The 15011-nt window shown below is 59.1% G+C and carries 11 protein-coding genes; 5 read left to right on the top strand and 6 right to left on the bottom strand.

All coding sequences use genetic code 11. The annotated features are described in order from the left end of the window. Positions 1 to 29 precede the first annotated feature (29 nt). Positions 30 to 833 carry an SDR family NAD(P)-dependent oxidoreductase gene (locus HKD28_RS04565; protein WP_194267204.1) on the bottom strand — a complete coding sequence of 268 codons (804 nt, stop codon included), beginning with the start codon at positions 831 to 833 and terminating at the stop codon, positions 30 to 32. Between the two features lie 71 nt (positions 834 to 904). Then, entirely contained in the window at positions 905 to 2101 is a 1197-nt protein-coding gene (locus tag HKD28_RS04560; protein WP_194267203.1) for a lipase family protein, read from the bottom strand. A 177-nt stretch (positions 2102 to 2278) separates the two neighbouring features. Between HKD28_RS04560 and HKD28_RS04555 the strand changes: the two genes are divergently transcribed. From HKD28_RS04555 to HKD28_RS04545, 3 genes are read left to right on the top strand one after another with little or no spacing between them, the layout of a single operon-like run. Beyond that, entirely contained in the window at positions 2279 to 2530 is a 252-nt protein-coding gene (locus tag HKD28_RS04555; RefSeq protein WP_099285842.1) for a DUF3297 family protein, read from the top strand. Then, positions 2527 to 3495, top strand: coding sequence for a nucleoside hydrolase (locus tag HKD28_RS04550; RefSeq protein WP_194267202.1), 969 nt, complete (start codon positions 2527 to 2529; stop codon positions 3493 to 3495). Before HKD28_RS04555 ends, HKD28_RS04550 begins: the two co-directional genes overlap by 4 nt. Positions 3496 to 3534: 39 nt before the next feature. Beyond that, positions 3535 to 4770 (top strand): NAD(P)/FAD-dependent oxidoreductase, encoded by a 1236-nt coding sequence (locus HKD28_RS04545; protein WP_194267201.1) that lies wholly within the window; start codon positions 3535 to 3537, stop codon positions 4768 to 4770. 133 nt (positions 4771 to 4903) lie between these two features. On the opposite strand, the gene HKD28_RS04540 is transcribed toward HKD28_RS04545, so the two are convergent. From HKD28_RS04540 to HKD28_RS04525, 4 genes are all read right to left on the bottom strand, one after another. After that, complete coding sequence (locus HKD28_RS04540) at positions 4904 to 8107, bottom strand: TonB-dependent receptor domain-containing protein (protein ID WP_235993293.1); 3204 nt, start codon at positions 8105 to 8107, stop codon at positions 4904 to 4906. Positions 8108 to 8808: 701 nt separating this feature from the next. Then, positions 8809 to 9324, bottom strand: coding sequence for a cupin domain-containing protein (locus tag HKD28_RS04535; RefSeq protein ID WP_099285839.1), 516 nt, complete (start codon positions 9322 to 9324; stop codon positions 8809 to 8811). Beyond that, positions 9321 to 9872 (bottom strand): VOC family protein, encoded by a 552-nt coding sequence (locus HKD28_RS04530; RefSeq protein ID WP_194267196.1) that lies wholly within the window; start codon positions 9870 to 9872, stop codon positions 9321 to 9323. Before HKD28_RS04530 ends, HKD28_RS04535 begins: the two co-directional genes overlap by 4 nt. Positions 9873 to 9976: 104 nt before the next feature. Then, complete coding sequence (locus tag HKD28_RS04525; protein ID WP_194267470.1) at positions 9977 to 12565, bottom strand: MMPL family transporter; 2589 nt, start codon at positions 12563 to 12565, stop codon at positions 9977 to 9979. Positions 12566 to 12645: 80 nt separating this feature from the next. On the opposite strand from HKD28_RS04525, the gene HKD28_RS04520 reads away from it, so the two are divergent. Together HKD28_RS04520 and HKD28_RS04515 are read left to right on the top strand one after the other, a co-directional pair. Beyond that, complete coding sequence (locus HKD28_RS04520) at positions 12646 to 13233, top strand: IMPACT family protein (RefSeq protein WP_194267194.1); 588 nt, start codon at positions 12646 to 12648, stop codon at positions 13231 to 13233. Positions 13234 to 13332: 99 nt separating this feature from the next. Then, positions 13333 to 15003 (top strand): alginate export family protein, encoded by a 1671-nt coding sequence (locus tag HKD28_RS04515; protein WP_194267191.1) that lies wholly within the window; start codon positions 13333 to 13335, stop codon positions 15001 to 15003. The last annotated feature ends 8 nt before the right edge of the window (positions 15004 to 15011 follow it).

Raw genomic sequence — 15011 nt, 5'->3', positions numbered from 1 at the left:
AAAATGTCAGTTCTTCAGTGTGCGGGCCGTCAGAAGTCCGGCATACCCGTCGGCTGTGCGGAAGGCTGGGTGACGTAATAGCGTTCTGTCAGACGGGGCGGCAGAAGATCCATCAGGCGGGACCCCATGACCAACCATGCCGGAAAGATTACCCGGCGCGTCTGGCGCAGCGTTCCGCGCAGGATCCGGCGCACGGCTTCTTCCGTGGACACCAGACCCGGCATGGTAAAGCGGTTTCCCTTCACCATGGCCGTATCCACAAATCCGCAGCATACGCTGGTCAGGCTGATGCCGAAACCGCCCAGCCGGGCCGCATTGGCCACAATGAAACGGTCCAGCGCGGCCTTGGATGCGGAATAGGACGGCGTGCCGGGGTAGCACACGAACCCCGCGACGGACGCCATCACGCAGATCCGCCCCCGCAGCTTTTCGCCGTTTCGCTCCTGCCCGCGCATGGCTTCGACGACTGGAAAGAACGTGTTGAGCGTTCCAGTCAGGTTGATGTCCAGCATGTCGCGGACGCGCTCTTCACGCTCCAGAAGTAGGCCGTCGCTGTCGGTATGCGGCAGGCCGCCCGTGATGCCCGCACAGAGAAACGCCATATCGAGCCGGTCTTCCGACGCGGCGGCGACCCACTCCGCCATGCCCTGCCGATCGCGCGTGTCCAGCACGGCCGGAACCGCTCTGGCTCCCTGCCCCTCACAGTGTCGGGCTGTTTCCATCAGGCCATCTTCAGCGTGATCGCACAGATGCAGGGAAACGCCTGGACGGGCCAGTTTCAGGGCAAGACCGCGTCCGATCCCGGATGCGGCCCCTGTAATCAGGATATTCATGGGGCCGATTTTAACAGAGTGTTTCCGCGAAGTGACCCCCGAAGGAGCGAAAACATCTCTTCTCCGTCAGGTTACTTCGCGGAGTTACAGTCCGAAGGCGGCTTGGTGCCCGCAAGAAGCTGCCCGGCGAAGCTGTGGGCTTCCGTAATCATGGCGGCGAGCGTGCCGTTATGGCTGGCGTCATGAATCCGGTGCGTCACGGGTGTTCCAGCGGCGCAGAGACGCGCGACAAGGCGTTTCTGCTGGCTTGTGGAGGTGTGCAGATCCTGCGCGCCGGATTCGATCAGGACAGGTGAGGGCAGGGAGAAGCCCGGATATTTCGCCCAGTCAAATGCAGGGGCCAGCACGCGGCCCGCTTCGGGCTCGAGCAGGGTTGCGGGCGTCAGGCCGGAGCGTTTGGCGATCGGGAAGAAGTCCGAAGCGCACATGGAGCCCGCATCATGCAGAAGGCGCTGCCCCCGGGGCGTGAAGGCCTCGTTGATGTCGGTGGACGGATCGGCCTCGACCAGCGACTGTCCGAGCGTCAGAAGTTCCGGCACGGCGGGGGAGAAGCTGTGCGGATTGGCGGGATGCAGAAGCTCCTGCGCCGCCTGTTCGTCCAGATAGGGCGGGGCGGCGGCGATCGTGCCCAGAATATGCAGATGCGGCGCATAGGTCGAAGCCATGGCCGCAGCCGCCAAAGCCGCCTGCCCACCCTGTGCATGGCCGTTCAGCACCACGTTCTCCGACAGGTCGGGGAGGCGTTCGCGGGCCGCGCGTACGGAATCCAGCACGCTCATGCCTTCCGAACGTGCATTCAACAACAGCGGTGCGCCCGGCTCGCCCATGCCGGGATAGTCGGTCGCGACGATCGCAAAGCCCTGACGCAGCCATCCGTCATAGAAACGGGCCTGAACGGTACCGATTCCCATTACGGACGGCGCGCAGGTCAGGTGCAGGCCGCTCTCTCCATGCGCCCAGGCCAGAACAGGCCAGCCTCCCGCCGGAGCCGGACCGCGCGGGACCAGAACCTGTGCCGACACGCGCACGAGCTGATGCGGGTTGCGCGCATCCGTGCTGCGATAGGTCAGGCGATAGACGGAAGCCGGTTCATGGGACGGCACGGAATCCAGCCGGATCGCCTGCCCCGCCGAGACGGGCGCGCTGACGGACCAGTTGTCGCCATCGTCATCCGAGGCGCAGCCGGACAGGGTGGCTCCGGCCGTTAGAAGCATGACGAGCGATGTCAGGGCGGTCAGCGGTTTATGGCGAAAAGAGCGATACGGCATGGGCGGTCTGTCTCCGACAAGGAGCGTCTCTCATAGCAGTGCTCTGCGTCCTGTGGGAGGAGCCATATCCGGCGTTGCGTTTGGGGCCGGACTTGGAGAGCCGACCATCCGGCGCTACAGAGAAGACCTCTGACGCGCCGGTCCGACATGATCGGATCTGATACAACGAGGATAGCCATGACCGACACCATTCCCGATCGTCTCTCCGCCAGCCCCGACAGCCCGTATTACAACGAAGAACTGCTGTCGCGCGGCATCGGCGTCCGCTTCAAGGGCGAAGAGCGCACCACCGTCGAGGAATACTGCATCAGCGAAGGCTGGGTGCGTCTGGCCGTCGGCAAAGCCATGGACCGTCGTGGCCGTCCGATGACGATCAAGGTCACGGGGCCGGTCGAGGTCTGGATCAAGGATTCCGAAGAAGACGCATGATGACACAGGCCAGCTCCACCGGGACCGCACCCCGCCGCATCGTTATCGACACCGATCCGGGTCAGGACGATGCCGTGGCCATCCTGCTGGCGCTGGCCTCGCCGGAACTGGCGGTCGAGGCCATCACGACCGTTGCTGGCAATGTTCCCGTCGCCCTGACGACGAAAAATGCCTGCGCCCTGCTCGAACTGACGGGCCGGACCGATATTCCGGTATTCGCGGGCGCAGCGCGTCCGCTGCATCGCGCACCCATCAGCGCCGAGCATGTGCATGGCGAAACGGGCATGGCGGGCGCCAATCTGCCCGAGCCGACGCTGCGTCCACAGGCTATTGATGCCGCAACCTATCTCGTGGACCTGCTGCGTCGTGAGCCCGAGGGCACGATCACGCTGGTCTGCCTGGGCCCGATGACGAATCTGGCGCTGGCCCTGACTCATGCACCGGACATCGCATCCCGGATCGCGGGGATCGTGGCCATGGGCGGTGCCCAGCGCGAGGGTGGCAACATCACGCCGACCGCTGAATTCAATTTCTTCGTGGACCCTCATGCCGCCCGCATCGTCATGCGTTCCGGCATCCCCATCACGCTTCTGCCGTTGGATGTGACGCATCGCGCCATTGCCACACCGGCCCGCCTGAAGCCGATTGCGGCGGTTGGCTCGCCCGTGACGGACATGGTCGTGCGGATGCTGGGGGCGGAAGACCGGTTCGAGAAGCAGAAATATGGCTGGGAGGGCGGTGCGTTGCACGATCCGCTCACCATCGGCTTCCTGTTGTGGCCGGAGCTTTTTGCAGGGCTGCGCTGCAATGTGGAGATCGAGGTCGACGCGCCGCTATGCGTGGGTCAGAGTGTTGTGGATCTGTGGAACGTAACCAATCGCGTTCCGAACGCGTTATGGATCAATGACGTTGATGCAGACGCCTTCTATTCCCTGCTGACGGAAAGACTTGCCCTTCTGGACTAACGTCTTTGCCGTCACATCATGACGTTGGAGGACCCGAACATGGCAGACCCGACACATCAGGATCGTTTCTCAGTCGTCATCGTCGGCGGTGGTGCCGCTGGCATCACCATCGCAGCCCAGCTCAGACGCGAACGCGCCAACCTCTCGATCGCCATTATCGAGCCGTCCACGACCCATGCCTATCAGCCCGGCTGGACGCTGGTGGGTGCTGGTGTGATGACGCTTCCCGAAACGTTGCGGCAGGAAGGCGGGCTGATCCCGCGCAATGTCGAATGGTTGCGGGACAGCGTTGAGAGCTTTCAGCCCGAAGCCAATACCGTGACACTGAAAGGCGGCCGCGTCGTCGAATATCGCCGTCTGATTGTCTGCCCCGGTCTTCAGCTTGACTGGGACAAGATCGAAGGTCTGTCCGAGACGCTGGGCCGTAATGGCGTGACGTCCAACTATTCGCGCGAGACAGTCGCCTATACATGGGAATGCATCCGGCATCTCGATGGTGGCAAGGCGCTGTTCACGCAGCCGCCCATGCCCATCAAATGTGCGGGCGCACCGCAGAAAATCGTCTATCTGGCCTGCGATCACTGGCGCCGCGAAGGTTCGCTCCACCGCACCGATGTCGATTTCTCGATGGCGGGCAATGCGCTGTTCGGCGTGTCCTATTACGTCCCGTCGCTCCAGCGCCAGATCGACTATTACGGCGTGAACCTTCACAAGCAGGAAAACCTGATCAAGGTGGATGGCGAGAAGCGCGAGGCCACGTTCCAGATCGTCGGGACGGACGAGACTGTCGTGCGGCCATTCGACATGCTCCATGTCGTGCCGCCGCAAAGTGCTCCGGATTTTATCAAGGCAAGCCCGCTGGCCAATGAAGTCGGGTGGCTGAACGTCGATCCGGCCAGCCTGCGGCACAAGACCTATGACAATATTTTCGGTGCCGGAGACGTCCTGGGCACCAGCAACGCCAAGACCGCCGCGGCTGCCCGCGAACAGGCTCCAGTCGTTGTGGAAAACCTTCTGGCCTCACTCGACGGTCGCCCGCAGACGGGTAACTATGATGGCTATGGCGCCTGCCCGCTCACGGTGTCCTATGGCAAGGTCGTGCTGGCCGAGTTCCTGTATGGCGGCAAGGTCGCGCCGAGTTTCCCGTATGACCAGCGCAAACCCAGCCGTTTCGCATGGTTCCTCAAAACGGAAGTGTTTCCGAAGCTCTACTGGTACGGAATGCTCAGGGGCTACAACATCAAGGTCAAGCATACGCCCAAAGAAACGAGTTGAGTCTCTTTGGATCACTGAGCATTGCAACGGGGCGGATCAAAATCCGCCCCTTTTTTTATGTTCGTCTCGGGCTGCGGGCAAAAAAAGGGGGGCCGAAGCCCCCCTTTTTCCAGTTTTCCCTCTGATCGCAGGATCAGAAATGAACCCCGAGATTCATCTGGAAGGAACGGCCGATGATCGCATCGTAGTAGCGATTCAGGCTGACCGTACCGGGATATTTCGGCAGCGCATTGGTGATGTTGTTCACCATGAAGTTGGCGCTGAAGTTCTTGGTGATGTCATAGCCCAGCGTCAGGTTGAAGTAAGTCCAGGAAGGACGGTTGTTAGCAGCATAATAGTTAGACGGAACCTGAACGGCATATTTTGTTGGACCATACCAGATCGTCTGCCACTGAACCGAGAGCGGGCCGCGAATGTAGTTGGCATTCAGCGTGAAGCTGTCGTTTGGTGCACTCGTTGTACCAGACAGAAGATAGCTGCTGCCCAGATACGACTGTTGGCTCTTCAGGTAGTGGACATATGTGCCTGTGAGGCCAACAGAACCAGCAGAAGCAGGCAGGCCAACACGCGTGAGGGATGTGTTGTATTCGAGATGGGCCTGAAGGGCCTGCGTCTCATAGTTGGCAATATTGTAGTAGCCGACTTGGTAGTTTTCAAGCTGATGTGTTGATGAATTACGCTGGAACAGATTGCAATAAGCGTTGCTCGGACCATAGGACGTCGAGTCATAGCACGCGTCCATGACATCTTCCGCGCCAAGATACGTGATCGCATTATTGATTTTTACATCCACGAAAGAGCCGGTGAAGTCAAAGCCGCGGATAAAGTGCGGGCGAAGTTCCAGGCTTCCTGTATAGCTGGTTGAGACTTCGTTCTTCAGCTTGTTGTTGCCGCCAGCCGTGCCTGTGATGGAGAAGTTATTAAAGTCGGATTCAAAAGGCTGGCTGATTCCGGCCTTTGCGCAGTTTGCTGCACGGATGGCAGGATTTGGGCCAGCGCCGATCCCCGCTGTCGAGCAGGGGTCGGTACCATACTCATAGTCTGTGCTCCGGGGCGCGAATAGTTCGGTCACAGATGGGTTACGCACGGAGCGTGCATAGTTGCCGCTCAGGCCGAAGTCCTGTGTCGGCCACCATGCTCCACCGAACATGTACGTCCAGTAGCCGCCGGTCATGCTGTTGTTGATGTAACGGCCGTTCGCTGTGGCGGACAGGCTGTAGGCGCCGGGGACATGCATGCTGGGAGAGATCAGAGGAACGTCAAGTTCACCGAAAACTTCATGCGTGTGATATGCGCCACCAGTGGGAGGAAGTGAGGTTGCGTTGCCGTATTGCAGATACGAACCGTCGCTCTGTAGCCACCCGCGGGAGAACGCATCGGGAGTGAAGCGATAACCCTCACGACGATGTTCATAACCGATATCCCATTTCACGTCGCCTGCGGGGAGCCGCATTACTGTGCTGGAAATTTCGCCCTGAATATCACGCTGTGCGTTGGCATTTTTCTGATGGGCATCTGCCGTTATGTAATTCACGGCTGCTGGCGAAGACTGACCCGTACCGAAAGGATTGAACGGTGCGCAGGTAGCACTGCGAGTCTTTACAGGTGCGTTGGTGTAGCCGGGGGAGCAGATGATGTTACCGTTCGCATCCGTTGTGGAATTAACCGCATTGATGAGGTTCTGTGCTACGATGGACGGTGCCCATGTATCGTTCAGGTAGCGGCTGTATTCGCCCTGGACTTTCCAGTTGAAGTGACGACCGACGGCGTCGAAGTCACCATTCAGGCCGCCCTGGAAGCGGAACATCTGCATCGTTGTTTGGAACATCCCGCCGTCCAGGTCCTGATTCAGACGCGACATATAGAATGTGTCGGTCGGCAGACCTTTGGCGGCAAGTGCGTTCTTGATCGTTGTCTGTTCAGCAGATGTCAGAAACGGATTGTTCGTGCTGAGCTGGTAAGCACCTGTTACGGCACCATCGTTGTGATAATTCTCCAGAGTCAGTGGCTCATTGAATGATGGCGTGCTCCAGGTGCCCTGTGCGACCTCACTGGACGCTGTTCCGCGAGCGTACCAGCCTTGCCACGTTGCATGAATATGATCGGTGATATCGTAATGACCGAGCAGTGTCAGGTTGAGCTTGTTGGTCGGGGTGAAGAGCTGGCCGTAGTCCTGAAGGGCAGTTCCGTTACCCCCTACCACAGTTGTTGAGCTTTTTGTTGCGTAGTTCCACGTGACAGGAACGAGAGACTGCCCGTTCCGGCTGAACATTAGTGGCTGACCTGCGGCATTCGAAATGCCATCCACAACTTTGCCATACGAGATGGGAACATTTTCGCCCGTCAGCTGTGGAATACCGGTTACGGTAGCAGTGATGTTGCGGGAAGCCTTGTCGAAATTATAGATATAGGGAGAGTTTGTGCTGCCGTACGGTGCGCGGACATAGCCGATCCGGTCACGCCCGGTCAGGTTGATACGGTCATTGTCCAGCATACCGCCCTGATTGCGGTATTCAACGTCAAAGACCATGCCTCCCTTGCCGTGATCGAAATCATGGCCGACTTTGAAGGTAATTTTTTCGCCGGGGGCATCGAGCTTCTGGCTCCAGTTGCCCTGAGCATTGAAGTCCACACCCGTGAAGTGATCATCAAGCTGGTAGTTAACCACACCGGCAACGGCGTCCGCGCCATAAGCAGCGCCAGCGCCACCAAGCTTGGTGTCCACACCCTTTAGAAGAGAGGTCGGAACGGCGCTGACGTCGACCTGGGAGCCCGAGCCCGCGCCGTACAGAGAGGCCGTCGAGCCACCTACCATGCGCATACCATCGATTAGCGTCAGGGTCCGGTCACTGCCCAAGTTGAGCAGGGAGGTGAAGGACTGACCGGCGCCGAAGCTGCCTTGGGCACCGATTGGCGTATTGTCGCCGACGCCGAAAGCCGGGTTTTCACGCATCAGCGCGATGCCGATATCGGTGTATCCGCGCTTCTTGATCTGGTCTGCAGACAGTGACGTACCAGCCATGACGTTTGTCAGACGCGTCTGCGACAGACGCGTGCCAGTGACCGTAACCGTTTCAGAAACCTTCAGATTTTCAGCTTCAGCAGACGCTTCGGCGTCTCGCATGACCTTACTGTTGGTGCTGGTTGCTGCTGTTGCCGTGACTGGAGCGACGACCGGAGCTGCCGCCGTTGGGGCGGTCGTTGCGGTGGCGGTTTTTGTATGTGCCTTTTTCTTGGTAGCACTCTTATGAACGGCAGCATGTTTTGTAGGGGCTGTCGTTGTGGTCTGTGCATGAGCGCTGATGCTGGGCAGAACGCTGTAGGAAATGCCGGCCATCAGGAACATCCGGACGACTGTCCGGGGCGCAGGTGTGCGTCTTTTGAGTGAATGTTGCACAGAGGTGGTCATCGCGGCCGTTGTCCCTTCTCGATAAGGTCGCATGAAATTTTTGTATCTCTGGCGACATGTTCATCGAAAATCGAAACGGTGTGCAATGCTTCTGCTACGAAAATGCAACATGCTTGACACATGTCATGAAAGGCGTTGCGCTTATGTCACATTTTCGTATTTCGGAGTTTTATTTCAAATAAATTCAGAAAGAATAAAGTAAATATAAATATAAAAAATAAATATAAAAACCAATATGATTTAAATAAATATAAAAACTAAATGATATTTATATATATCGAGGAAAATATTCTAAATAACCAATAAATTAAAATTATTTCATTCGTCTATATTTTTTCTTTTAATGCTAAAAAATAATCCTCATGTATATATGGAATTCTTTTTTGATATCTAGGTGCTATCGGGCATTCTTCATAAAATCCGAAAAGTAACTTAGTAGCGATTTATAATCGTTCATATGGAAGATTTTTCTTCCCCTGAACCTACCAGAAAACAAAGGAAAAACGATTCGAGGGCCGTTTTTTGCTCATTAATAACGAATCATAAAGGTTGTTACGGTTTTACGTTGGCTGCTGTCTTTAGAGATGGTCGTACTTTTTGACGGCAGAATGTACGACCATTTCCAAACCCTAATGAAAACGGCAGGGCTGATCCGTGGTTGGCTGTTCATCCGTCTGGATGACCATCAGGGTGACGGGGCCGTCGCCGATATTGCCCGCGAAATGACCAATATGGCCTTTTGCGTCCTTGCGACTCATCTGGTCTTCGCCGAGGGAGACGTCCCCGGGTCCCATGACGACCTTTTTTCCATCCATGGCCGTCACGTACCAGGAGCCCTTCAGCGGAATGATCCACTGGACTTTGGGGTCGGGGTGCCAGCTTCCGTCCCAGTGCGCGGGCTGTACAGTGGAAATGATCCGGGCATTGCCTTCATGCACATGGTCCTGCCATTGCGGCCCTGCGGGTTTGGACATGGTTTTCAGATCGTAATTATGGAACGGGCAGCGGGTCATGTGACTGATGCCGTCATGGTCCGTCCAGTTATGCCAGTACCAGGCCGTTGGCGGAGTGGGATCAGCAGCGTGTGCGGCACCGAAGGCCGTTACCACAAGGAGTGCCGCAGCTAGGGGAAGAAGGCGTGTCATGCGTCTGATCCTTTCAGGGCGGGTGGCTGATATCGGTTCATGGGAGCGATGTCGTTGAAGCGTTCCTGATGCGGCGTGCAGACCAGCTCGACGATCATGCCCCAGGGCGTGCGGCCGTAGCAGAACATGTTGCCCGGTGCGGCTTCGAGAGAGGGCTGGCCCTGTGGTTCGGTCAGGAGAGTGCCACCGGCCTTCTGGAAACGGTGGCAGGCCGCGTGAATGTCATCGACATAGACGGCGAAATGCTGAAGGCCCCAGTCGCACGGGCGCGCGGCCTCGCGCTGGTCAGGGCCTTTCATCTCGAACAGTTCGATGCCTGGTCCATGACCGAGCGCCATCATGCACATTTCGATGACGACGGTGCCGCCCGGAAGGCCGAGGATTTTTTCCGTCTCCGGACCTTTCTGAGGCGCGGTGCGGGTGACGTTTCGGTAGAGGGCAACTGCCCCGAACGCTTCTTCAAGAAAGCGGATGGCAGAGTTGATGTCCGGGACGGTGACGCCGACATGGTCGATGCCACGCGGCAAGCCTGAATGTTCTGTGGTCAAGGGGCGATCCTCCGTTGCAGAAGATCTCAACCCCTGAGGAAACGCACGGTTGCCAGAATGCCCGTCACATTGCGGCAAGCCGTGTCAGCAGAGGATGCCTGGAATCAGGCCTCGTCGGTTGGGCGTTTGGGCAGCAGAGCCGGGACGAATACCATCGTGCAGAGCAGTGTGCAGCCAAGGGACATCAGAAGCAGTCGCCCCATGCTCGCCGTGCCCGGATGGCCCGAGCGGGCGAGGGAGCCGAAAGCCGTGGCGGTCGTCAGGGCGGAGAACAGCACCGCGCGCGCCGTCGGAGACGTCAGCGGGCCCTTCACCCCTTCGCGCCAGTTCATGACGAAATAGATGTTGAACGACACGCCCACACCCAGAAGCAGCGGCAGGGCGATGATGTTGGCGTAGTTCAGCGTCTCCGGCACCGTGACGATCAGGATGACGGTCAGGAGGGTCGACATCAGCAGCGGTGCCATGACAAGGGCGGCATCCAGCAGGCGGCGCAGTACGACCAGCAGGATGATGGCGATCATGATGAGGGCGCAGATAGCCGCCACCTTGAAGGCATGGACGATTGTATTGGCACTTTCCGTGATTTCCATCGCGGGGCCAGCAACATCCGGATTGACCGAACGCAGTTCGCTGACGAAGCGGTGCAGCACCGGCGTTTCGGACATCTGCCCCTTGGGATGGATTGTCAGCCGTGCGCGGCCATCAGGCAGAACATAGTCGCGGCGCACATCCTGCGGAATGTTTTCCATCGTAACGGGCGCGGGCTGAAGCGCCATCCGCAGCATCGAAAGTTCGTCCGGCAGGAAGCGCGTCAGGGCGGTGCTGGCCTGAAGCAGCGTGTTGTCCGGTGCCGTGGAAAGCGTGTGCAGCGCCTGACGGATTTTCTCCAACGGTGCGGGAAGCTGCTCCTTTACGGCGTCCAGCTTCTGCACGGCGGCGATGGCGGCAGCGCGGATGGCGGCAGCGTCCGGTGCGGGTTCAGGATTGGCGACCGTGATGGTCGGCAGGAGAATGGAGGCGGTGTCCTCGATCATGGCCAGCTTGGTTTTCTGGTCATCGGGAACCAGCGCGCCGAGCCACAGCACGTCATGCACGCTGGGAAGCTTCGAGAATTCCGCTGCCTCTTTCGCCGCGTCCGTCAGGTTCGGGGTCAGGACCTGCGCGCTGTAGGGCGTCGTGAGCGGATTGGCTTCCAGCAAATGGAGCGCCCGCATTCCCTCGGTGTTGGGGTCCTTGGTGTGCAGCGGGTCGGCGTCGAACTTCAGGAGCGGCATAAGGGCCAGCCCCACGATGCCCAGAAGGGCGAAGATGCCGACGACCTTGTGGCGTTTGTGGCGCAGGAACGCGTCCGCAGGCGCCATGAACGCAAAGCCCGGCTCTCCGCTGCCCAGCTTCGCGCGAAAGACGGACAGCAGGGCTGGCAGAAGCGTCATCGTGCAGAAAAAGGCGATCAGCATGCCGAAACCTGCGATCAGCCCGAGCTGCGCCACACCAATAAAGCTCGTGGGATAGAACGCCAGGAAGCCCGCCGCTGTGGCGAGGGCTGCGACAAGGATCTGCGCGCCGCTTTCCTGACCTGTCAGAACGATGGCGTCATGCAGGGACGGATACGAGCCGTCCGGGTTGCGCTGTCCGCGCAGGCGCACGCTGTACTGGATGGCGAAATCGACCGCGATGCCGACGAACAGGATGGCAAACGCCACCGAGATCAGATTCAGCTCACCCACAGCCAGAGCCGCAAAGCCGGTCGTCAGCAGCAGGCCAGCAATGAGGGTCAGCAGGATCGGAAGGATGACGCGCGGGGAGTGGACCGCAAGAATCAGCCAGACCGCGACCAGAACCAGTGAAATGATGAGCCCCAGCACCATGCCGTGAGCGACGGTAGAGAACTCCTCATCCGACAGCTTCACTTCACCGGTAATGATGCCGGTGGCCTGCTTCGTTTTCACGAATTCAAGGTTGTTGATCGCCTGACGCATGGCGGTCGTAGCGCCTTCGCCGGGCTGGAAGGAGCTGTAATCGAGCTTGGGTTGTGTGACGACAAATTCGTAGCGCGAGCCCAGTTCCGCCAGCTTGCCGATCAGCAGGTTCTGCCAGGACATATCCTGCGGATGGCCGTCCGCGGCTTGTGTCAGAGAAGTTGCGAAGCCGTCCAGCGCGCCGTTGAAGCCGCTGGGGATGCCCTGACCGGCCTTGATGCCCTCACCGATCAGGCCCAGCGCGCCGAACAGCCCGCGCGCAGACGGATCGGCTGCCAGTGTGCCAAGGAAGGGCTGTGCGGAGACGATCGAATCCAGCAGCGGCTCCAGATCCTTCGTGTCGAGGAACAGGAAGCCGTGACTGTTATAGAAAGGGTTGTCGCCGGGGAGGCTGACCGTCTTGAAATGCGTGTGGTCCTGCGAAAGCGTGGCCGCAAGCTCCCGTGCCGCGATGCGTCCCTGTTCGGGGATGCGGCTGTCGAGGATGGCGACGAGCTGGTTGCTGTCCTGCGGGAACAGGCGCGTCAGCTCCATGCTCCGCTTTTTCCACGGCAGACTGTTGGCAAACATCTTGCTCGTGTCCGTCGTCACGCTGATGCGTGTGACACTCAGGGCAACGCAGGCGGCACAGAGCAGTGCAAACAGCGCCAGAACGAGGGGCGCACGACGCGCGCAGACGGCATTCAGCCGACCGGTCAGATCCGAAAACATGGGGGCTACCCTTAACAGAACGGGCAGCGTTTCCCTACCCCATCCTGACATTTCGGCGATCCTGATGCAGAAGGAAAGCCATGACATGGACTCTACCCGGCCTCGCGACCTACGAAAGTGTGATTAAGAACAGCGTTTTCCGCGCTTCCGCAGCTCCTGTGGAAGACGAAGCCGCCGCCATGGCCTTCTTTCGTGACGTCGCCGTGCTGGAGGCGACCCATAACTGCTGGGCCTTCAAAACCGGTCAGCGCTTCCGGTGCAGCGATGACGGCGAACCCGGAGGGACGGCCGGGCGGCCCATTCTGTCCGCCATCGAAGGGCAGGATTTCGACAATGTCATGATCGTCGTTACACGCTGGTATGGTGGCGTGCAGCTCGGGGCCGGGGGGCTGGTGCGGGCCTATGGCGGCGCGGCGTCGGCCTGTCTGCGCGAGGCAGAACGGATCGAGCGGATCGAAACCGTGCCTCTGCGCTTTCACTGCCCGTTTTCCAGCTATGCGATGGTGGAGTCCAAGATCGAAAATTGGCGTGCGAGCCGGACGGAATGCGAGTTCGACGCCGAAGGCGCGTGGATGACGCTGGCCGTGCCAGTCGAAGAGGCGGATGCCATCACGGACTGGCTGCGGGATCTGACGCGGGGGCAGATGGACATTGCCCGGCTAGATTAAATACTAAAAAAAATAGTCATTTTTATTTAAAACCATCATGATTGATGTTTTTTCAGGTCTGCATAATGTTCTGCGAACCCCGTCTGGAGTTTGCAGGGCATGTTACGTCATCATTCATATCGGAATCGGTCCATTCTGGCTATGATGGCGCTTGGAATCTGCACCTCCCGACTGGCAGCGGCAGCCGATTCGTCCACCGTCCCGACTGCACGTCCGGAAGAATGGATCCACGTTCTTTCTACGGAACGTCCCCCCATCCAGAACTATCCCCATGCTGGCGTCGTGGGCCAGCCGCGCCGTGTTGTGGCCAGTCAGAACCATGCGCCGCAGGGGCGGCAGGGTCCGTGGGGCGCGTTCAGTTATGGTAACGGCGAATCAGCGGGCTTCGGACCGGTCGGTCGTTACGGTGTGGCCCCCTGGGCGGAGGACTGGAGTTTCCTGCGCGACAAAAAGCGCCGGGACGACCCGTTCGATCCGCTGAAGTTCATCGCCCTGAATGATGCGAGAACGATCTGGCTGTCCTTTTCCGGCGAAACGCGTCTGCGCAACTGGTACGAGGAGGCGCCTTTTCTGGGGAAGAAGGGCAACAGCAATTCCGGCCGGTTCGGTGTGCGGAACCTGTATGGCGCGGACCTGCATCTGGGCGAGCATGTAAGGTTGTTCGGGCAGCTCATCAATGCGGATGCGGGGGGCTGGAAAGGCTTCGGCTACAATACGACGTACCGCAAACGGCTGGATCTCCAGCAGGCTTTCATTGAGTTCAAAGGCAAGCTCGCAGGTGCGCAGACCGGCTTCATGTTCGGCCGTCAGCAGTTCCTCGATGCGCCGTCTTACGTTCTGTATAACCGCGAAACGCCCAACGTGCCGCTGTCATGGAACGGCGGGCGCATTTATGCGATCTGGCCCAATATCCGCGTGGATGCGTTCGATTTCGTCCAGACCAAGACCGACGCGACCCTGATGTTCCACGATACGGAAGATTACAACACGCGCCTGTATGGCGGGGACATCACGGCTCTCGTGCCGCAGTTTTCCATAGGTAGCGAGACGGTTCATTCATTTCTGGATATTTTCTATTACGGCTATCGCTATGGCGGCAGCCTGTCCGTCGTCCCCCTCGCATCCGGTGCCCTGAAAGGCACGTCTTCACGCGGGAATGTCGGCTTCCGCTGGTACGGTACCGCCGCGTCTTTCGAATATTCGTTTGGGGGTCTCTATCAGGATGGGACGTTCCAGAAATCAGGCAGCGCGAAAAAGAGCGACGTGCAGGCTTATTCGGTCAATACAATCGTGGGATACCGGCATACGCCTTCGCCACTGCATCCATTCATCGGCGTTCAGGCGGATCTGTATTCCGGCGGGGCCAACGGAACGGCCGGCCCGGTTCGCACCTATATGGCGCCCTTCAACCCGCAGACGAATTATCTGGACACCACGACCTACATCCAGCCCTCCAACCTCGTCAGCCTCTCGCCAGTCCTGAGCGTCACGCCTTGGAAAGGCTTTGCGAGCATCCAGTTCAAGGTGCCGTTCATGTGGCGGGAGAATGCTGATGGCGCGATCTGGAACTCGTCCGGCCCGTACACATTCTCGAAAACCTATCACGGCGGCTATATCGGCGTGGTGCCGCAGGCGTCCCTCAAGCTCCAGCTTAACCGGCACCTGACCTGGCAGATCTATGGCGCGCGGTTCATGGCCTCGAACGGGTTACATGCGGCGGGCGGCAAAAGCGGAAGCTACGCCCAGTCCAATGTCGTCTTCCGCTTCTGAAAGCTTCT

Origin of the sequence: Gluconobacter cadivus, assembly GCF_015244745.1 — a bacterium.
GTDB lineage: Bacteria > Pseudomonadota > Alphaproteobacteria > Acetobacterales > Acetobacteraceae > Gluconobacter > Gluconobacter cadivus.
The sequence above is the reverse complement of the archived record's forward strand: the minus strand, read 5'-3'. Positions and strand labels throughout refer to the sequence as shown.